Annotated in this window: 18 protein-coding genes; 14 read left to right on the top strand and 4 right to left on the bottom strand. The window is 64.1% G+C overall.

The window, feature by feature from the left end:
* Window positions 1-55: 55 nt before the first annotated feature.
* The 14 genes from IPU70_RS10775 (at window position 56) to IPU70_RS10710 (ending at window position 14,056) form a co-directional block, all read left to right on the top strand.
* Entirely contained in the window at window positions 56-1,642 is a 1,587-nt protein-coding gene (locus IPU70_RS10775) for an ABC transporter substrate-binding protein (RefSeq protein WP_207467218.1), read from the top strand.
* Window positions 1,643-1,649: 7 nt separating this feature from the next.
* Window positions 1,650-2,624, top strand: coding sequence for an ABC transporter permease (locus IPU70_RS10770; protein WP_013397067.1), 975 nt, complete (start codon window positions 1,650-1,652; stop codon window positions 2,622-2,624).
* On the top strand, window positions 2,621-3,541 hold the full coding sequence (locus tag IPU70_RS10765; protein WP_013397068.1) for an ABC transporter permease: 921 nt from the start codon (window positions 2,621-2,623) through the stop codon (window positions 3,539-3,541). Before IPU70_RS10770 ends, IPU70_RS10765 begins: the two co-directional genes overlap by 4 nt.
* A gap of 11 nt (window positions 3,542-3,552) precedes the next feature.
* Complete coding sequence (locus IPU70_RS10760; RefSeq protein ID WP_207467216.1) at window positions 3,553-4,560, top strand: ABC transporter ATP-binding protein; 1,008 nt, start codon at window positions 3,553-3,555, stop codon at window positions 4,558-4,560.
* Window positions 4,557-5,573 carry an ABC transporter ATP-binding protein gene (locus IPU70_RS10755; protein WP_207467215.1) on the top strand — a complete coding sequence of 339 codons (1,017 nt, stop codon included), beginning with the start codon at window positions 4,557-4,559 and terminating at the stop codon, window positions 5,571-5,573. The genes IPU70_RS10760 and IPU70_RS10755 overlap by 4 nt, the downstream gene beginning before the upstream one ends.
* Window positions 5,574-5,615: 42 nt before the next feature.
* Window positions 5,616-6,815: a M20 aminoacylase family protein gene (locus IPU70_RS10750; protein WP_013397071.1), complete on the top strand. Its 1,200-nt coding sequence runs from the start codon at window positions 5,616-5,618 to the stop codon at window positions 6,813-6,815.
* Window positions 6,816-7,173: 358 nt separating this feature from the next.
* Window positions 7,174-7,569 carry a RidA family protein gene (locus IPU70_RS10745; protein WP_207467213.1) on the top strand — a complete coding sequence of 132 codons (396 nt, stop codon included), beginning with the start codon at window positions 7,174-7,176 and terminating at the stop codon, window positions 7,567-7,569.
* Window positions 7,570-7,573: 4 nt separating this feature from the next.
* On the top strand, window positions 7,574-8,425 hold the full coding sequence (locus IPU70_RS10740) for a fumarylacetoacetate hydrolase family protein (protein WP_207467211.1): 852 nt from the start codon (window positions 7,574-7,576) through the stop codon (window positions 8,423-8,425).
* Window positions 8,426-8,470: 45 nt separating this feature from the next.
* Window positions 8,471-9,427, top strand: a complete 957-nt coding sequence (locus tag IPU70_RS10735; RefSeq protein ID WP_207467209.1) for a tripartite tricarboxylate transporter substrate binding protein — start codon at window positions 8,471-8,473, stop codon at window positions 9,425-9,427.
* Window positions 9,428-9,510: 83 nt separating this feature from the next.
* A complete protein-coding gene (locus IPU70_RS10730) occupies window positions 9,511-10,185 on the top strand; it encodes a GntR family transcriptional regulator (protein WP_207467207.1) in 675 nt (224 codons plus the stop codon).
* Window positions 10,186-10,331: 146 nt separating this feature from the next.
* On the top strand, window positions 10,332-11,237 hold the full coding sequence (locus IPU70_RS10725; protein WP_207467205.1) for a TauD/TfdA family dioxygenase: 906 nt from the start codon (window positions 10,332-10,334) through the stop codon (window positions 11,235-11,237).
* Window positions 11,238-11,287: 50 nt separating this feature from the next.
* A complete protein-coding gene (locus tag IPU70_RS10720; protein ID WP_207467203.1) occupies window positions 11,288-12,331 on the top strand; it encodes an ABC transporter substrate-binding protein in 1,044 nt (347 codons plus the stop codon).
* Window position 12,332: 1 nt separating this feature from the next.
* Window positions 12,333-13,166 carry an ABC transporter ATP-binding protein gene (locus IPU70_RS10715; RefSeq protein WP_207467201.1) on the top strand — a complete coding sequence of 278 codons (834 nt, stop codon included), beginning with the start codon at window positions 12,333-12,335 and terminating at the stop codon, window positions 13,164-13,166.
* A gap of 11 nt (window positions 13,167-13,177) precedes the next feature.
* Window positions 13,178-14,056 carry an ABC transporter permease gene (locus tag IPU70_RS10710; protein WP_207467199.1) on the top strand — a complete coding sequence of 293 codons (879 nt, stop codon included), beginning with the start codon at window positions 13,178-13,180 and terminating at the stop codon, window positions 14,054-14,056.
* Window positions 14,057-14,135: 79 nt separating this feature from the next.
* Here the strand turns inward: IPU70_RS10710 and IPU70_RS10705 are convergent, their stop codons facing one another.
* The 4 genes from IPU70_RS10705 to IPU70_RS10690 all read right to left on the bottom strand — a co-directional run bounded on the left by IPU70_RS10705 (window position 14,136) and on the right by IPU70_RS10690 (window position 18,208).
* Window positions 14,136-15,584, bottom strand: coding sequence for a catalase (locus IPU70_RS10705; RefSeq protein ID WP_207467197.1), 1,449 nt, complete (start codon window positions 15,582-15,584; stop codon window positions 14,136-14,138).
* A gap of 258 nt (window positions 15,585-15,842) precedes the next feature.
* Window positions 15,843-17,519: a membrane protein insertase YidC gene (gene yidC / locus IPU70_RS10700; protein ID WP_207467195.1), complete on the bottom strand. Its 1,677-nt coding sequence runs from the start codon at window positions 17,517-17,519 to the stop codon at window positions 15,843-15,845.
* A 48-nt stretch (window positions 17,520-17,567) separates the two neighbouring features.
* Entirely contained in the window at window positions 17,568-17,840 is a 273-nt protein-coding gene (yidD, locus tag IPU70_RS10695) for a membrane protein insertion efficiency factor YidD (RefSeq protein ID WP_207467192.1), read from the bottom strand.
* Window positions 17,837-18,208 carry a ribonuclease P protein component gene (locus tag IPU70_RS10690; protein ID WP_013397083.1) on the bottom strand — a complete coding sequence of 124 codons (372 nt, stop codon included), beginning with the start codon at window positions 18,206-18,208 and terminating at the stop codon, window positions 17,837-17,839. The genes yidD and IPU70_RS10690 overlap by 4 nt, the downstream gene beginning before the upstream one ends.
* Window positions 18,209-18,241 lie beyond the last annotated feature (33 nt).

Genomic DNA, 18,241 nt, shown 5'->3' with positions numbered 1-18,241 from the left:
TGCTGGTTAATGTGGCCCGGAGGTTCAAAACCCGAAACAATCCAGGGAGATCACAATGGCATCTCGGTTTTCGCGTGTCTTGGCCTGCGGCTCAGCCGCGGTGATATTGGCCTTCGGCACATTCAGTTCGGCTATGGCCCGCGATCTGGTGATCGCCTTGAAGACCGAGCCGTCCTCGATGGATCCGCAGTATCACGCGCTCACGCCCAATACGCAGATCTCCCAGACCATTTTCGATACCCTGGTTGCCACCGACGCGCAGCTCAAGCCGCAGCCCGCGCTGGCCGAGTCCTGGACCGTGGACGGCAAGGTGTGGACCTTCAAGCTGCGTCCCAATGTGAAGTTCTCCGACGGCACGCCGTTCACCGCGGAAGACGTGGTCTTTACTTATGCGCGTGTGCCCAAGGTGCCCAACAGCCCTTCGCCCTTCACGCTGTATCTGGGCTCGGTCGAGAAGACCGAAGCGGTCGATGCCAGCACCGTGCGCATCACCACCAAGGACGTGGCGCCGAACCTGCTGGTGAACCTGGCGCAGTTACCCATCATGTCCAAGAAGGCGGCGTCCGGTCCGGCTGCGGAAGGCAAGACGACCACCGAACTCAATAGCGGCGACGGACTGATCGGTACCGGTCCCTACAAGTTCGTGTCGTGGAAGCGCGGCGCTGAATTCGTGCTGGCGCGCAACGACAATTATTGGGGCAAGAAGCCCGAATGGGATCGGGTGGTCTACCGCCCCATCAGCAACGCGGCGGCGCGCGTGGCCGCGCTGCTTGCCGGCGACGTCGACATGATCGAGGATCCCCCGACCGATGACCTGCCCAAGCTGAAGGGCGACAAGAAGCTGTATGTGGAAGAAACGCCGTCGGTGCGCGTCGTGTACCTGGCGCTGGATCAGTTCGCCGAACCGTCGCCCGGCGTGCAAGGCACCGACAAGAACCCCATGAAGGACAAGCGCGTGCGCGAGGCGCTGTCGCTGGCGATCAACCGCGATGCGCTGGTCGAGCGCGTGATGGGCGGCGTGGCGCTGCCCGCGGGCAATCTGCTGCCCTACCCCATGTTCGGTTCCAGCAAGGAGCATTCCAAGGCGCCCAAGGCCGACGTCGAAAAGGCCAAGGCGCTGCTGAAGGAAGCGGGCTATCCCAATGGCTTCTCCATCACGCTGGGCTCGCCGTCGGGACGCTACGTCAACGATTCGAAGGTGGCGCAGGCAATTGCGTCGATGTGGACCCGCATCGGCGTGAAGACCAGCGTGGATGCGATGGCGCCCCCAGTGTTCTTCAAGAACCGCGACAGCTATGCGTTCTCGGCCTATCTGGCGGGCTGGTCCGTGACCAGCGGTGAGATGTCCAACGCACTGACGTCGCTGCTGGTGACGCGCAATCCGGAAGCGGGCCTGGGCACCACCAACCGCAGCCGCTATTCCAACCCCAAGATGGACGCGCTGGTGAAGGAAGCCTCGTCGACCATGGACGACGCCAAGCGTGCGGATCTGTTGTCCAAGGCTAGCAACATCGCCATGGACGACTACGCCATGCTGCCGGTGCATTTTGAACTGTCGGTATGGGCAATGAAGAGCGACATCCGCTATCAGGGCCGTCCCGACCAGGTCACGCTCGCGCAGTTTGCAACGCTGAAGAAGTAAGGCGCTAGTGCTTGCAACAATCGTAAGAAGGCTGCTGCAGACCATCGTCGTCATGCTCGTCATGTCGGCGTTGGTCTTCGCTGGCATTTACATGGTGGGCGATCCGGTGTCGATGCTGGCGAGCCCCGAGGCCACCGAGGCGCAACGCGCCGCGGTGCGCGCATCGCTGGGCCTGGACCTGCCGCTCTGGCGGCAGTACCTGATCTTCATGGGCCAGGCGGTGCGCGGCGATTTCGGCAATAGCTTCCTGACGGGCGAACCGGCCATGCGGCTGATCCTGGAGCGCATGCCGGCCACCGTGGAGCTGGCCTGTGTGGCCATGCTGCTGTCGGTGCTGATCGGCGTGCCGCTGGGCATCCTGGCGGGCTTGAAGCCCAAGGCGGTCGGTTCGCGCGCCATCATGACAGGCTCGGTGCTGGGCTTTTCGCTGCCCAACTTCTGGGTCGGCCTGATGCTCATCATGGTGTTCGCGGTGATCCTGGGCTGGGTGCCGGCGGGTGGGCGCGGCCAGACCGTCAGCATCGGCTCGCTGCAGCTTAGTGTGTTGACCTTCGACGGCTGGTTGAGCCTGGCGCTGCCCGCAGCCACGATCGCAATCGCCAAGTGCGCAATGATCATCCGCGTGACGCGCGCCGCCACGCGCGAAGCCCTGCCCATGGACTACATCAAGTTCGCGCGCGCCAAGGGCCTGTCTGAAAAGCGCGTGCTGGGCGTGCATCTGCTCAAGAACATCCTGATCCCGGTGGTGACGGTAGCGGGCCTGGAGTTCGGCCAAGTGATGGCGTTTGCGGTTGTGACCGAAACGGTGTTTTCCTGGCCGGGCATGGGCAAGCTGCTGATCGATTCCATCATCAATCTGGATCGTCCGGTGGTGGTCGCATACCTGCTCTTGATCGTGTTCTTCCTGGTCATGTTGAATCTGGTGGTGGACATCATCTACACGGTGCTGGACCCCCGCGTACGCTTGGATAGCCGCCGATGAACACACCCGCCACCGCTGCCGCGCCGCCGGTCCAGGCCAAGGAGCAAACACCCTGGCGCCGCTTCCTGTCGGATTTCTTCGCCAGCAAGCTGGCCACGCTCGGCCTGATCATGCTGGTCCTGATCGTGGGCGCGGCGCTGCTTGCGCCGTGGATCGCGCCGCAGAATCCTTATGACCTGGCGACGTTGGACATCATGGATTCCAAGCTCAAGCCGGGCAGCGAAAGCGGCGACGGCAGCATGCGCTATTGGCTGGGCACCGATGGCCTGGCGCGCGACTTGTTTTCGGCGATTCTGTACGGCATGCGCACCAGCCTGCTGGTGGCCAGCGTGTCGGTGCTGGCGGCCTTTGGCATCGGCGCCACGGTGGGTTTGGTGGCGGCCTATTTCGGCGGCCGCATCGACGCCCTGCTGATGCGGATTGTGGATATCCAGTTGTCGTTCCCCGCCATCCTGGTTGCGCTGATGCTGCTGGCGATCCTGGGCAAGGGTGTGGATAAGGTGATCATCGCGCTGATCGTGGTGCAGTGGGCGTACTTCGCGCGCGCCGCGCGCGGCGCGGCACTGGTCGAGCGTGGCAAGGAATACGTGGAGGCGGCGCGCTGCATGTCGCTGTCCTGGGGGCGCGTGCTGTTCCGCCACGTGCTGCCGAACTGTATGCCGCCCTTGATCGTGATCGCCACCATCGATCTGGCGCACGCCATCGCGCTGGAAGCCACGCTGTCGTTTCTGGGCGTGGGCGTGCCGGTGACGGAGCCATCGCTGGGCATGCTGATCTACAACGGCTTCGAATACCTGCTGTCCGGCCAGTACTGGATCTCCTTCTTCCCGGGCATCGCGCTGGCGCTGGCCATCGTCGCCATCAATCTGGTGGGCGATCACTTGCGCGATGTGCTCAACCCGCGCCACGCGAACTGAGGGCGGGTGCGATGCAGACTCCTGTGGAAAAGTCCTTGTCGGCACCCACGCCCATTCTTGAGGTGCATAGCCTGAAGACGCATTTCTTCACGCGCAACGGCGTGGTGAAGGCGGTGGATGGCGTGGACCTGACGCTGGCCGAAGGCGAGATCCTGGGGCTGGTAGGCGAATCGGGATCGGGCAAGAGCATCACCGGCTTCTCGCTGATGGGGCTGCTGGATGAGCCGGGCCGCATCGTCGACGGCACCTTGCGGTTCAACGGCGAAGACCTGCGCAGCGCAACGCCCGCGCGCTGGCGTGCGATCAGGGGCCAGGAGATCGCCATGATCTTCCAGGATCCCATGATGACCCTGAATCCGGTGCTGCGCGTCGATACGCAGATGATCGAGGCGGTGCAGGCGCATGGCAAGGTATCGCGCGAGCAGGCGCGCCAGCGTGCCGTGCAGACGCTGGCCATGGTGGGCATCCCTTCGCCCGAGGAACGGCTGCGGACCTATCCGCATCAGCTGTCCGGCGGCATGCGGCAGCGCGTGGCGATCGCGATCGCGTTGTTGAATTCGCCGCGCATGATCATCGCTGACGAGCCCACCACCGCGCTCGACGTGACCATACAAGGGCAGATTCTGTTCGAAGTGCAGAAGCTGTGCCGCGAGACCGGCACGGCGCTCATCTGGATCACGCATGACCTGGCGGTGGTTGCGGGCCTGGCGGATCGCGTTGCGGTCATGTATGCGGGCCGCGTGGTGGAAACCGGCACGACGCAGGCCGTCATCAGCCATCCCATGCATCCCTACACGCATGGCCTGATCGCCTCCATTCCCACGCCCGAATCCCGCGGCAAGCCGTTGGTTCCGATTCCGGGCATGACGCCTTCGCTGCTCAACCTGCCGCAAGGCTGTGCGTTCCGCGGACGCTGTCCGCGCGCCACCGACGCCTGTCTGGTCGAACCGCAGCCGGTGGAAGTGCGCCCGGCGCAATGGGTGCGTTGCTGGCATGCCGGAGGACCAGACATCAAATGAGCGCAGCAGAACGCGAGTCCGCGGTTCCCATCCTGTCGCTGCGCGAGGTCGAGCTGCGTTTCGTGCAGCCGGTGGACCTGGCAGGCCGCATCGCCAATCTGTTGGGTGCCGGCTTGAAGACGCAGGTCGTGCATGCGGTGGCCGGTGTCGACCTGGATGTACGGCAAGGCGAAGTGATAGGCATCGTCGGCGAATCGGGCTGCGGCAAATCCACGCTGGGCCGCATCGTGTCCGGTATCCTGCCGCCGACCGCGGGCGGGGTCAGCTACAAGGGCAAGGCTGTGAAGGCCATGGCGGGCCCGGAGCGGCGCGCCTATGAGCTGGGCGTGCAGATGATCTTCCAGGATCCCTATGCCTCGTTGAATCCGCGCATGCGCGTGCGCGAGATCATCGGCGAGGCGCCCGTGGCGCACGGTCTGGTCCGCGCGCGCGACAAGGCCGAATACGTGGCCGGGCTGATGCGCCAGGTCGGGCTGGATCCGGCTTTTGCACAGCGTTATCCCCATCAATTCTCCGGCGGCCAGAGGCAACGTGTAGGAATTGCGCGGGCCCTCGCGCTCAAGCCTTCGGTCATCGTCTGCGACGAGGCGGTCGCGGCGCTGGACGTTTCGATCCAGGCCCAGGTGCTTAATCTGTTCGAACAGTTGCGCGCCGACCTGGACCTGACCTATCTTTTCATCAGCCACAACCTCAGCGTGGTCAGCCACATATCGGACCGCGTGGCCATCATGTACCTGGGCCGCGTGGTGGAGTTGGCGCCCACCGACACGGTCTTCCGGCGCGCCAACCATCCGTACACGCAGGCCTTGCTGAAGGAACTGCCGACGCTGCAGCCGGGGCGGCGCACTTACCAGCCCATCAAGGGTGAACTGCCGTCGCCGCTGGATCCGCCGGCGGGCTGCGCGTTCCACCCCCGCTGCCCGCATGCCATGCCGCGCTGCAAGACGGAGCGGCCGCTGTTGCGGGAAGTTACGCCGGGACAGTTCAGCGCCTGCCATCTGAACGATGCGTGAAGCCAAATACCTGAACCCAACTCTTACGCCTTATCCACAGCCATGAAAACCATAGACGAAATCGAACGCGCCCACGGCGACCTCACCGCATTGCGACGGGATATCCACGCCCATCCGGAACTCGCCTTCCAGGAAACGCGCACGTCCGCGCTGGTGGCGGAGCGTTTGCGCGGCTGGGGCCTGGAAGTCCACACCGGGCTGGGGAAAACCGGTGTGGTGGGCATATTGCGCGGCGGCAGCGGCAAGAAGACGATAGGCCTGCGTGCCGACATGGACGCGCTGCCCATGCCGGAGCACAACCGCTTTGCGCACAAGTCCACCATCAGCGGACGCATGCATGGCTGTGGCCATGACGGGCACACGACGATGCTGCTGGGGGCGGCGCAGTACCTGTCCACCCATCGCGATTTCGACGGCACGGTGGTGTTCATATTCCAGCCGGCCGAAGAAGGCGGCAACGCCGGCGCGCGCGCCATGATGCAGGACGGCCTGTTCGAGAAATTTCCCTGCGACGCGGTATTCGGCATCCACAACATGCCCGGCATGCCGGTCAACCAGTTCGGGTTCCGCGCAGGACCGACCATGGCCTCCAGCAACCGCTGGGACATCGTCATCAAGGGCGTGGGCGGCCATGCGGCGCAGCCGCACGCATCGGTGGACCCCATCATCGTCGCGGCCGACATGGTGCACGCCCTGCAGACGGTGATCTCGCGCGGCAAGAATCCGCTGGATCAGGCCGTGCTGTCGATCACGCAGATCCACGCGGGCGACGCCTACAACGTGATCCCCGGCGAAGCCGTGTTGCGCGGCACCGTGCGCACGTATTCGGTAGAGACCCTGGACAAGATCGAGGCGGACATGCGCCGCATCGCGACCACCCTGCCGCAGGTATATGGCGGCACGGGGGAACTGGATTTTGTGCGCGCGTATCCGCCGCTGGTCAACTGGGAAAAGGAAACCGCCTTCGCCGCTCAGGTGGCCGAAGACGCCTTCGGCGCTGAAAATGTGCAGCGCGAAATGCCCCCCTTCATGGGCGCGGAGGACTTCTCCTTCTTCCTGGAAGCGGTGCCGGGGACTTACTTGTTCCTGGGCAATGGCGACGGCGACCACCGCATGGAAACCTATCACGGCATGGGTCCGTGCCAGCTGCACAATCCGAATTACGACTTCAACGACGCCCTGCTGCCGGTGGGCGCGACTTATTGGGTGAAACTGGTACAGGCGTTTCTGCCGAAGTCCTGATCCACGCAAGTCCTTGATTTAAAAGGCGCAGACGCTCAAGAGTCTGCGCCTTTTTTCATGGCGTGGCCGAGTTGTACACAGCCTGTCCACCGGCTATTCACCGCCTATCCACTGGGATATCCCCCGGCAATCCACCGCTTTTCCCGGGCTTGCCACCAGGCTTATCCCAAGACTTATCCACAGCCTTCACCGCGCGCTACACCGGCGAAATTCTCCCGTTCCCAGGGTAAATGCGTATGTCCGCGAGTCCGGCCCGGCCTTGACTCATTTGGGCGCGCCAGCCTAGCATTGATATAACTGTGAAATATCACTGTTATTTTAACTGACAGTTCCCATCCTACCTTGAACAGGAAATCCCATGGTCCACAAAGTACGCATCACCAGCCCCCACGTCGCCGAAGCCGAACCCGGCCTATGGTCCAACTGCCTGCGCGTGCAAGATTCGGTTTATCTGTCGGGGCTGACCGCCCGCGCCAACGACGGCACGACGATCCAGGGCGCGGATGCCTATGAACAGGCCCAGGTCATCTTTGCAAAAATGAAGCATCTGCTGGAAGCCGCAGGTGGCCAGATCGACGACATGGTGACGATGACGATCTTCCTGACCAACATGGCGGACAACCAGCAGGTGTGGAAGGCGCGCCGCGAATTCTTCAGCGGTGATTTCCCCGCCTGCGCACTGGTGCAGGTATCCGCCCTGGCCAAGCCCGAGATCCTGGTGGAAATCCAGGGCCAGGCGCGTCTTGCGGACTGAGGCCATGAAAATAGTCCGCTATGCCGGCGAATCCGGCCCGGTACTGGGCCGGTTGGACGGCCAGGCCATTACGCCCTTCCAGGGCGTGGCCGACGTACAGGCGCTGCTAAGCAATGTCGTGCAGGCCGGCGGCGCGGCCGTTCCGCTGGAGTCGGTGCGTCTGCTTGCGCCCATCATCCCGCAGCGCAATGTGTTCTGCGTGGGCTGGAACTATCTCAAGCACTACGACGAAAGCAAAGGCAAGCGCGAAGGGCAGGAGGTCGAGTTGCCTGAGCGCCCTACCTTCTTCAGCAAGCTGCCCACCACGGTCGTGGGGCCGCGCGACAGCGTGCCGCTGCACGAGGCCTATACCGCCAAGCTGGACTGGGAGGTTGAGCTGGCCGTGGTGATCGGCCTGGAGGGACGCGATATCGCCGAAGCGGATGCCCTTGGCCATGTGTTCGGCTACACGGTAGCCAATGACCTCAGCGCGCGCGATCTGCAACGCGCGCACGGCGCGCAATGGTTCAAGGGCAAGAGTCTGGACGCGACTTGCCCGATGGGGCCGGTCCTGATTACCGCGGATGAAATCGGCGACCCGCAGAATCTCGCCCTGGGCTGCGACGTCAATGGCGCGCGCATGCAGCACGGGCACACCCGCAACCAGATCTTCAGCGTGGCGCGTGTGATCGCCGAGCTGTCGCAAGGACTCACTCTGCTGCCGGGCGACGTCATCCTGACCGGCACGCCCGAGGGGATAGGCGCGGCTCGCCAACCCCCCGTGTTCCTGGCTGACGGCGACGTCGTGGAATGTTGGGTGGAAGGCATAGGCTCATTGCGCAATGTCGTGCGTGCGGGCTTGCGCTACGCGGAATAAGCCGCCAAACGTGCGGTATCGATGAAAAATCAAGGGGTAGATATCATGAAGAAAACCGTACTGTTGGCCGCGCTGGCGCTGGCCGGCGTGAACGCCGCCGCCGACACTTTCCCGTCGCAGCCCATGACGCTGATCGTGCCGTACACCGCGGGCGGTTCCTCGGACGCGCTGGCGCGGGCGTTGGCCAAGGCCATTGCCAAGAACAACGACGCCAACATCATTGTTGAAAACCGTCCTGGCGGCAGCACCGTGATAGGCGCGCAGACATTGCTGGGCAAGCCCGCAGACGGCAACACCGTCCTGTTGATCGCGGCGAGCTTCGTCATCAACCCTTATCTGCTCACCCAACTGCCCTATGACAGCGTGAAGGACTTCCAGCCCGTCACGCAGCTGGCGTCCAACCCGCATGTGCTGGTGGTCGGACCCAAGGTCCCGGCCGGCGATCTGAAGGCGTTTCTGGCGTGGGCCAAGGAACAGGGCGACAAGGCGACCTTCTCTTCGTTCGGCAATGGCTCATCGGGTCACCTGGGCTTCGAGATGCTGAAAAAGCAGGCCGGCCTGGGCATGATGCACGTGCCATACAAGGGCGCGGCGCCGGCCACCATGGCGGTGCTGAGCGGCGAAGTGGATGCGACCCTGGGGGACGTGGGCGTGGTCGCGCCGCATATCCAGGCGGGCAAGCTGCGCGCCCTGGCGGTGGCTGGAAGCGCACGCACGCCAGCGCTGCCCGATGTGCCGACCTTTGCCGAGGCTGGCTTGCCGGGCTTCGAATCGCAAACCTGGATGGGGCTGCTGACGCGTAGCGGCGTGCCCGCGGAACGGGTGCAGCGCTTGAACCAGATGTACTCGGCAGCGCTGCAGGACGCCGACGTGCGCCAGATTCTGGCACAGCAGGGCATGGTGGCGGCGGCCTCCACCCCGGACACGTTTGCGGCTTTCATGAAAGCGGAATCCGCCAAATATGGGCAGGCCATCAAGGATGGCAACGTGCGCATCGACTGAGGAAACGCTGGCCCGCCCGCACCGGTCGCTATAATCGCAGCGGTCTGCGCCGGTAGCGGCGCGTGGTCAGCAACCATCACCGCATGCCCAAAACCCTTACCCCCAAGCGACTGCAGGAAGACACCACGCCGGCGGCTTCGCTCGGCGAACAGGCGTATATCGCGATCAAGCGCATGATCCTGACGCAGGAACTGCGCGCGGGGGACCAGATCAATGTTGCGCAACTGAGCGAACAGCTGTCGCTCGGCCGCAGCCCCATCCATCTGGCCATACACCGGCTGGACCGTGAGGGCCTGGTGGACATCCTGCCGCGCAAGGGCATTCTGGTCAAAGCGGAAACCATAGACAGCTTCCTCGAGCTGATCGCCGCGCGCCTGCTGGTCGAACCGCATCTGACCGGCCTGGCCGTGGACAATGTGACGCCCGCGTTGCTGGAGCGGCTGCAGGCGTTGGTAGCGGCAGGCTGGGAATGCCATGAGCGCCAGGACCGCCTGGGCAGCATGGAAATCGACCGCAGGTTCCACCAGACGCTGTACCAAGCCGCCCGCAATGACATCCTGGCGGAGTTTGCGGGCAGCCTGCTGGACCGTTCCATGCGCCTATGGTTCCGACCGCCCGCGGGCAAGGCCGAAAAGCCCAATGTGGCGGAACTGGAAGATCTGTACAACATGGTCGAGCGTGGCGACAAGAAGGCTGCTGTACGCAAGATGGAGCAGCACATCGGCTCCGTGCGCGGCAAGTTCCTCTCGCGCGAATAAGCTTATAGCCGCAACGCGAGGGCGCGCCATATGACGCGCAGGCTTGAACAAAGGCCGAATAATTCGTTTGCGTAGGGGTTGCGCGTTTTCATAATGGATCGTTCCTGAGCCGGCCTGGCCGGCGGCATTCGCGCAAGGAGCGATCCATGTCCCAGAGCAACGCGTTGCGCCTGTCCGAGGCGTATGCCGAACCCGCGACGCAAGCCTTTTCGATCCGCCCCCTGGCGGCCGTGACAGGCGCCGAAATCATCGGCATCGACCTGTCGCGCGAGCTGGCCCCGGCCGACTTCGCCCAGGTGCATCGCGCGCATCTGGACCATCACCTGCTGGTGTTCCGCGACCAGCGCATCACGCCGCAACAGCACATCGATTTCAGCCGCCGCTTCGGCCGCCTGATGATTCATGTGCTGCATCAGTTCCATCTGCCCGGACATCCCGAGATCCTGATCGTCTCCAACATCGTTGAAGACGGCAAGCCGATAGGGCTGGGCGATGCCGGCAAGTACTGGCATTCGGACATCTCGTATAAAGAGCTGCCGAGCCTGGGCTCGCTGCTGCACGCGCAGGAACTGCCTGCGCATGGGGGCGACACGCTGTTCGCCGACATGCATGTGGCGTACGACACCCTGCCCGCCGCCTTGCGCGACGCCATCGAAGGCAAGCGCGCCGTGCATTCCTATCTGGCCAAGTATGGCCAATTGCAGAAGGAAGGTGCGTGGCGTCCCAATCTCAGCGCGCAGCAGGTGGCGCAGGTGCAGGAAGTGATTCATCCGGTGGTGCGCACCCATCCCGAAACCGGACGCCGCGCGCTGTTCGTGAGCGAGGGCTTCACCATCCGTATCGAAGGCCTGCCCGAAGACGAGAGCCGCCAGATCCTGGACCAGCTGTTTGCCCACAGCATCCGGCCCGAGCACATCTACCGCCACCAATGGCAGCCGCATGACCTGGTGTTCTGGGACAACCGTTCCCTGATCCACTTGGCCGGCGGCACGCCGGACCATCTGCGCCGCAAGCTGTACCGCACCACCATCGAAGGCGACCTCCCTTTCTGATGTTCAGCCTGCCGCAATTTCGCGCAAACCACTTATCCACAGGGACCGCCATGGGTTTTTCCTCCGCTTTACGTGATCGCTTGGTCCAGGCCGCCACCACCGCGGGCCTCGCACTGGTACTTGCCGTGCTGGCGCTGGCTTCGCCCACGCCGGCCATGGCGGAAGGCCGCATCCGCATCGCGGAGCAATACGGCATCGTCTATCTGTTGTTGAACGTGGCGCGCGACCAGCAATTGATCGAAAAGCACGGCAAGGCCGATGGTGTGGATATCTCGGTCGAGTGGGCCAAGCTGTCTGGCGGGTCAGCGGTGAACGATGCGCTGCTGTCGGGAGCGGTGGATATCGCGGGGGCGGGCGTGGGACCGCTGCTGACGATCTGGGATCGCACGCGCGGCAAGCAAAACGTGAAGGGCGTGGCTTCACTGGGCAACTTTCCCTATTACCTGGTCAGCAACAACCCCAACGTGAAGACGATTGCCGACTTTACCGACAAGGATCGCATCGCGGTGCCGGCGGTGGGCGTGTCGGTGCAATCGCGTGTGTTGCAACTGGCGTCGGCCAAGCTGTGGGGCGATGCGCAGTTCAATAAGCTGGACAAGATTTCCGTCGCGCTGCCGCATCCAGACGCGGCCGCTGCCATCATCGCGGGCGGCACGGAAATCACCGGGCATTTCGGCAACCCGCCCTTTCAGGAGCAGGAACTCGCCGGGAATCCCAATGCGCGCATCGTGCTCAAATCCTATGACGTGCTGGGCGGACCCAGTTCGTCGACGGTGTTGTTCGCCACCGAGAAATTCCGCAAGGAAAACCCCAAGACCTACAAGGCGTTCCAGGCCGCACTGCAGGAAGCGGCCCAGTTTGCCGCCGCCAATCCGGAACAGGCTGCGGACACCTATCTGCGCGTCACCGGCGCCAAGCTGGACCGCGACTTCCTGATCAAGGTGATCAAGAACCCCGACGTGCAATTCAAGCTGGAACCGCAGAATACCTACGCGCTAGCCGAATTCATGCACAAGGTCGGCGCGATCAAGAACGCGCCGGCAAGCTGGCGCGACTATTTCTTTGACGATGCCATCATCGCGCAAGGCAGCTGATATGGGGCTAAGCGCCGCAGCCCCTGTGGATAACACCGAAAAGGCCACGCTTCTGCTGGCTGTGGATAAGGTGTCGATCGAATATAAGACGCGCGAACGGCGCGTGCGCGCCACGCATCAGGTCAGTTTCGACGTGCATGATGCGGAGCGCTTTATCCTGCTGGGCGCCTCCGGATGCGGAAAGTCGACGCTGCTCAAGGCGATCGCGGGCTTCATCGAGCCGACCGAAGGCCGCATCGCTGTCGATGGCAAGACCGTGCGTGGCCCCGGGCCCGACCGCATCGTGGTGTTCCAAGAATTCGACCAATTGCCGCCGTGGAAGACGCTGCGCCAGAACGTGGCGTTTCCGCTGGTGGCGTCGCGCAAGCTCGGCAGGCGCGAGGCCGATGAGCGCGCCATGCACTACCTGGACAAGGTCGGACTGTCCGCGTTCGCCGACGCCTATCCGCACACCTTGTCCGGTGGCATGAAGCAGCGCGTGGCCATTGCCCGCGCCCTGGCGATGCAGCCGCGCGTCCTGTTGATGGACGAACCCTTCGCGGCGCTGGACGCATTGACCCGGCGGCGCATGCAGGAAGAGTTGTTGGCATTGTGGGAAGACGTGCGCTTCACGCTGTTGTTCGTCACGCACTCGATCGAAGAGGCATTGGTGCTGGGCAGCCGCGTGCTGTTGCTGTCGCCGCATCCGGGGCGCGTGCGCGCCGAGCTGAACGCTCATGCCTTTGGCCTGCATAGCCAAGGCTCCGCTGCCTTCCAGTCGGCAGCGAGCCGCATCCACGACCTGCTGTTCGATGTGGCGCCGGATGAACAGCCGGCCGAACGGGCTGCGGCTTGAAGGACACACGCATGAGCACTGCCTACGCGGGCGCCGTGCCCGTACGCTCCGAAGTGGAGTACGAGCTGCCGCCCCTTCCGCCGCAAGCGGCTGAAACACCCCTGCCCTGGCATGAACGCCTGTGGCAGCACGCCAGCCTGCGCAAGCTGGCGATCCTGGCGCTGCTGGCCGGCATCTGGGAGCTGGCGGCGCGCTATACCGACAACGATCTGCTGCTGCCCAGTGCTACACAAACGGCGGTGGCCTTCGTGCAGGGTATTGCCGGCGGCGAGCTGCTGGCGCGCGCGGGACAGTCGTTGCGCGTGCTGGCGCAGGGCTATGCGGCCGGCGTGGCGCTGGCTTTCGTACTGACCACGTTGGCGGTGTCGACGCGCTTCGGGCGCGATCTGCTGTCCACCTTGACCGCCATGTTCAACCCCCTGCCCGCCATCGCGCTATTGCCGCTGGCGTTGCTGTGGTTCGGGCTGGGCGAAGGCAGCCTGGTGTTCGTGCTGATCCATTCGGTGTTGTGGGCGCTGGCGCTGAACACGTATGCGGGCTTTCTGGGGGTGTCGGAGACCCTGCGCATGGCGGGCCGCAATTACGGGCTGAGCGGCTTGCGCTATGTGTTGCAGATCCTGGTGCCCGCCGCCTTGCCGGCCATCCTGGCAGGGTTGAGGATAGGCTGGGCGTTTGCGTGGCGCACACTGATCGCGGCGGAATTGGTGTTCGGGGCTTCCAGCGGCAAGGGCGGGCTGGGTTGGTACATCTTCCAGAACCGCAACGAGTTATACACAGACCGCGTGTTCGCGGGGCTGGCGGCGGTGGTGATCATCGGCCTGCTTGTGGAAAACCTGGTGTTCGACACCGTGGAGCGCTTCACGGTCAGGCGGTGGGGCATGCAACGCTGACTGTCCACCGCGCAGCGCGGCGTTGCGACCAAAAAAAGGCGGCCCCGAGGGGCCGCCTTGCGCATGGGCGCGTCGCGCTTTACAGCTTCAATCCCAGCGCCTTGGCAACGCCGGCGGCGTAGGCGGGATCCGCCTTGCGGAAATGTTCCAGCTGGCGGCGCTGGATTTCTTCCGGCACGCCGGCCATGTGGCGGCCGATGTTGCCGAACAGCAGCTCTTGCTGCGCCGGCGTCATCAGGCGGAACAGCGCGCCCGGCTGCGAGTAGTAGTCATCGTCCACGCGATGGTTCCAGCGCGCCGCGGCCTGGCCGTCCAGCGCCAGCGGCGGTTCGCCCGCCGACGGGGTTTCTTTCCACTCGCCCGCGCTGTTGGGCTCGTAGTTCAGCGTCGCCCCGGCGTTGCCGTCGACGCGGCCCGCGCCGTCGCGGTGAAAGCTGTGGAACGGGCAACGCGGCGCGTTCACCGGGATCTGATGGTGGTTGATGCCCAGGCGGTAGCGGTGCGTATCGCCATACGAGAACAGGCGGCCCTGCAGCATTTTGTCGGCCGAAAAACCGATGCCCGGGACCACGTTGGCTGGCGTGAAGGCGGCTTGCTCCACCTCGGCGAAGTAGTTCTCGGGGTTCTTGTTCAGTTCCAGCACGCCCACTTCGATCAGCGGATAGTCGCCGTGCGGCCAGACCTTGGTCAGATCGAAGGGGTTGATGTGATACGTCGCGGCTTCGGCCTCGGGCATGATCTGCACCTTCAGCGTCCACTTCGGGAAATTACCCTGCTCGATGTTCTGGAACAGGTCGCGCTGCGAGCTTTCGCGGTCATGGGCGACCACTTGCGCGGCTTCCTCGTCGCTCAGACAGGCGATGCCCTGCTGCGACTTGAAGTGGAACTTCACGTAGAAGCGCTCGCCGTCCTTGTTGATGAAGCTGAACGTGTGCGAACCGAAGCCGTGCTGCTGGCGCAGGTTGGCGGGAATGCCGCGGTCGCTCATCAGGGTCGTGACCTGGTGCAGCGATTCGGGGTTGAGCGACCAGAAGTCCCAGGCGGCGGTGGCATTGCGCAGATTGGTCTTGGGATCGCGCTTCTGGGTGTGGATGAAGTCGGGGAATTTCAGCGGATCGCGGATGAAGAAGACCGGCGTGTTGTTGCCCACCAGGTCCCAGTTGCCTTCCTCGGTGTAGAACTTGATGGCGAAGCCGCGCACGTCGCGCTCGGCGTCCGCCGCGCCACGTTCGCCGGCCACGGTCGAGAAGCGCAGGAACAGCGGGGTCTGCTTGCCGACCTGGGAAAAGATATTGGCGCGGGTGTAGCGCGAGATGTCGTGGGTGACGGTGAAGGTGCCGTAGGCGCCGGAGCCCTTGGCGTGCACCACGCGTTCAGGGATGCGCTCGCGGTCGAAATGGGCGAGCTTTTCTATCAGCCAGAAGTCTTCCAACAGCGCCGGCCCGCGCGGGCCGGCGGTCAGCGTGTTGTTGTTGTCGGCCACGGGCGCGCCTGCGGCGGTGGTCAGATGCGTCTTCTTGTCGGTCATAGCACACTCCCTATGAAATGCTGGAATGCGGGGAGCCGCTGTGGGCCCCGCGCCGTGTCTGGGACAACCCCGGCATTGCCGGCCAGGGGCTATCTCCGACACATCATAGGGGTCTTGCCTTACTGTGTGAAGTTGATTGATCTATAAAACTTGATAAAGAATAACTATCAAGAAAGTCGCGGATTGGCGCGGAGCATCTTGCCGGGGCGAAAAAAAAACCGGTCCGCATGGGACCGGTTTCTTGAGCAAGCGCGGATATCAGCGGTTGGCTGCGGCTTCCGTCTTGCGCTGCATGGCGCGGGTGATGGACCACTGCTGCGCGATCGACAGGGTGTTGTTGACGCACCAGTAGAGCACCAAGCCGGCCGGGAAGAAGAACATCATCCCGCCGAACACCAGTGGCATGATCATCATGACCTTGGCCTGGATGGGATCCGGAGGCGTCGGGTTCAGTTTGATCTGCAGGAACATGGTGGCCATCATGATGGCGGGCAGAATGAAGTACGGGTCGCGGATCGACAGATCGTGCACCCACAGGATCCACGGCGCGCCGCGCATTTCCACGCTGGCCAGCAGCACCCAGTACAGCGAGATGAACACCGGGATCTGCACCACCATCGGCAAGCAGCCGCCCAGCGGATTGATCTTCTCGGTGCGGTACATCTCCATCATGGCCGCATTGAGCTTCTGCTTGTCGTCGCCGTACTTTTCCTTCAGGGCCTGCAGGCGCGGAGCCACCTGCTTCATGCGGGCCATGGAGCGGTAGCTGGCGGCGGCCAGGGGGTAGAACACGGCCTTGATCAGCACGGTCAGCGCCACGATCGTCCAGCCCCAGTTGCCCAGGAGGGAGTGCAGCCAGGTCATCAGCTTGAACAGCGGCTTGGCGATGATGGTCAGCCAGCCGTAGTCGACCACCAGTTCAAGACCGGGGGCCAGGGCCGCCATGGCCTTCTGGTCTTGCGGACCGACCCACAGGTGCGAGTCGACGCGCGTGGCGGCGCCAGGGGCGATCTCGCCCACGGCTTCGATGCTGCGTGCGGCGTACAGGTTCTTCTGCACTTCCAGCAGTTCGTTGGTGCGCTGCTTGCCCTGCGGGGGCACCCAGGCGGTGGCGAAATAGTGTTGGACCACGGCGATCCAGCCGTTGTCCGATTGCTTGATGTAGCTGGCCTTCTTCTTTTCGATGTCGCTGAAGGTGATCTTCTGGAACTTGTCCTGTTCCGAGTAGACCGCGAAACCGGTGAAGGTGTGATAGAAGCTGGACGTGTCGGCCGGGTCGTTGCCGTCGCGTTCGAGCTGCAGGTACAGGGCGGGCGACACGGGGGCGGCGCCGACGTTGGCCAGGTCATGGCGCACGTCGACGTCATAGCGGCCGCGGTGCAGGGTGAACGTCTTGGTGACCTTCACGCCGCCGGATTCGCCTTCGAAGGCGACCACCAGGTTGTCGCCGGTCAGCTGGCGCTCCGGGGACACGATGCGGAAAGGCGTCTGGTGCGTGGGGAAGCTCTGGCCGTTCGGGGCACCGACCACGCCGGTCTGCACCACGTAGTTCAGGCCGGCGGCGCGGTCCAGCAGCACCGTGGGCTTGTCGGGCTGGCCGGTAGCCGGGTACTTCAGCAGTTCGGCGCGCACCAGCTGGGCGCCCATGGTGTCGAACGTCAGGCGCAGCACGTCGGTCGTGATGACGACCTCTTCCGAACGCGCGGCGGCAGGCACCGCAGCGCCGGGCACGGCGGATGCCGCGGCGGTCGCCGGGACAGGCGCGCTGGGCACCGAGGGCGTAGCGTTGTTCGCGGCAGCCTGCGGCTCGCTCGTGGTGGCGGCCGGCGTGGGGCCGAACAGCGACGGCTTGCCGTTATGGATCTGCCAGTTGTTCCATAGGAGCAACAGCGAGAAGGAAAAAATCATCCAGAGGACGGTTCGTCGGATATCCATGGTGCCTACTGAGGTGAATACGGGCCAGCAAAGCCCGCCAGTTTAGCGTCAATCGTGCTCGGTGCGGTGGCTGTGGGAACAGCACGAGCGGCCATTGGTTCCCTTGGCCGGCGGAACCGGATCCAATCCGCCGGGCGACCAAGGGTGGCAGCGACCAATGCGCCGGACCGCCAGCCAGAAGCCGCGCCAGGCGCCGTGGCGCTCGATCGCTTCGATCGCATACGCCGAGCAGGTGGGAGTAAAGCGGCACTGCCGGCCGATCCAGGGACTCAGGAAAAACCTGTAGAACCGGATCGGGGCAATGAGTAAAGCCTTGATCATCGCGCGATCCGCTCAAAGTGAGCGTCCACTTCGGCTCTGGCCGCGCGTTTTAGCGCAGTGAGCGTGGCGGGCGCAACCTTGCTATGCAGGCGCACGACGTAATCTTTTGCCGGCAACCCCAGGCGCCGATGGCGGAACGCCTCGCGGATGACCCGCTTGATGGCGTTGCGCGTGCTGGCGTGGGCGGCGAACCGCTTGGCGATCACCAGGCCCAGGCGCGCACAGGCATCCTGGCCAGGAGGCAGATCATTGGGAGCGGCGCTCACAATGAAGAACGCCCCTCGGGCAAGACGCCGGCCTTTGAGGGCGGCGGCGAACTCGGAGGGGCGATGCAGCCGCGCCTCCGGCGGAAGCGTGGAGCGCGGCATGGACTGCAGGTCAGGCGTCAGGATTCCGGTAAA

Origin of the sequence: Achromobacter sp. SD115 (genome assembly GCF_017355315.1) — a bacterium.
Classification (GTDB): Bacteria; Pseudomonadota; Gammaproteobacteria; order Burkholderiales; family Burkholderiaceae_B; genus Achromobacter; species Achromobacter xylosoxidans_B.
The sequence above is the reverse complement of the archived record's forward strand: the minus strand, read 5'-3'. Positions and strand labels throughout refer to the sequence as shown.

Coding starts and splice junctions, on each gene's coding strand:
- IPU70_RS10740 (WP_207467211.1), top strand. CDS start 7,574: ATGAAAATAGTCCGCTATGCCGGCGAATCCGGCCCGGTACTGGGCCGG.
- IPU70_RS10735 (WP_207467209.1), top strand. CDS start 8,471: ATGAAGAAAACCGTACTGTTGGCCGCGCTGGCGCTGGCCGGCGTGAAC.
- IPU70_RS10710 (WP_207467199.1), top strand. CDS start 13,178: ATGAGCACTGCCTACGCGGGCGCCGTGCCCGTACGCTCCGAAGTGGAG.
- IPU70_RS10750 (WP_013397071.1), top strand. CDS start 5,616: ATGAAAACCATAGACGAAATCGAACGCGCCCACGGCGACCTCACCGCA.
- IPU70_RS10755 (WP_207467215.1), top strand. CDS start 4,557: ATGAGCGCAGCAGAACGCGAGTCCGCGGTTCCCATCCTGTCGCTGCGC.
- IPU70_RS10775 (WP_207467218.1), top strand. CDS start 56: ATGGCATCTCGGTTTTCGCGTGTCTTGGCCTGCGGCTCAGCCGCGGTG.
- IPU70_RS10725 (WP_207467205.1), top strand. CDS start 10,332: ATGTCCCAGAGCAACGCGTTGCGCCTGTCCGAGGCGTATGCCGAACCC.
- IPU70_RS10745 (WP_207467213.1), top strand. CDS start 7,174: ATGGTCCACAAAGTACGCATCACCAGCCCCCACGTCGCCGAAGCCGAA.
- IPU70_RS10720 (WP_207467203.1), top strand. CDS start 11,288: ATGGGTTTTTCCTCCGCTTTACGTGATCGCTTGGTCCAGGCCGCCACC.
- yidD (WP_207467192.1), bottom strand. CDS start 17,840: ATGATCAAGGCTTTACTCATTGCCCCGATCCGGTTCTACAGGTTTTTC.
- IPU70_RS10715 (WP_207467201.1), top strand. CDS start 12,333: ATGGGGCTAAGCGCCGCAGCCCCTGTGGATAACACCGAAAAGGCCACG.
- IPU70_RS10705 (WP_207467197.1), bottom strand. CDS start 15,584: ATGACCGACAAGAAGACGCATCTGACCACCGCCGCAGGCGCGCCCGTG.
- yidC (WP_207467195.1), bottom strand. CDS start 17,519: ATGGATATCCGACGAACCGTCCTCTGGATGATTTTTTCCTTCTCGCTG.
- IPU70_RS10760 (WP_207467216.1), top strand. CDS start 3,553: ATGCAGACTCCTGTGGAAAAGTCCTTGTCGGCACCCACGCCCATTCTT.
- IPU70_RS10765 (WP_013397068.1), top strand. CDS start 2,621: ATGAACACACCCGCCACCGCTGCCGCGCCGCCGGTCCAGGCCAAGGAG.
- IPU70_RS10730 (WP_207467207.1), top strand. CDS start 9,511: ATGCCCAAAACCCTTACCCCCAAGCGACTGCAGGAAGACACCACGCCG.
- IPU70_RS10690 (WP_013397083.1), bottom strand. CDS start 18,208: ATGCCGCGCTCCACGCTTCCGCCGGAGGCGCGGCTGCATCGCCCCTCC.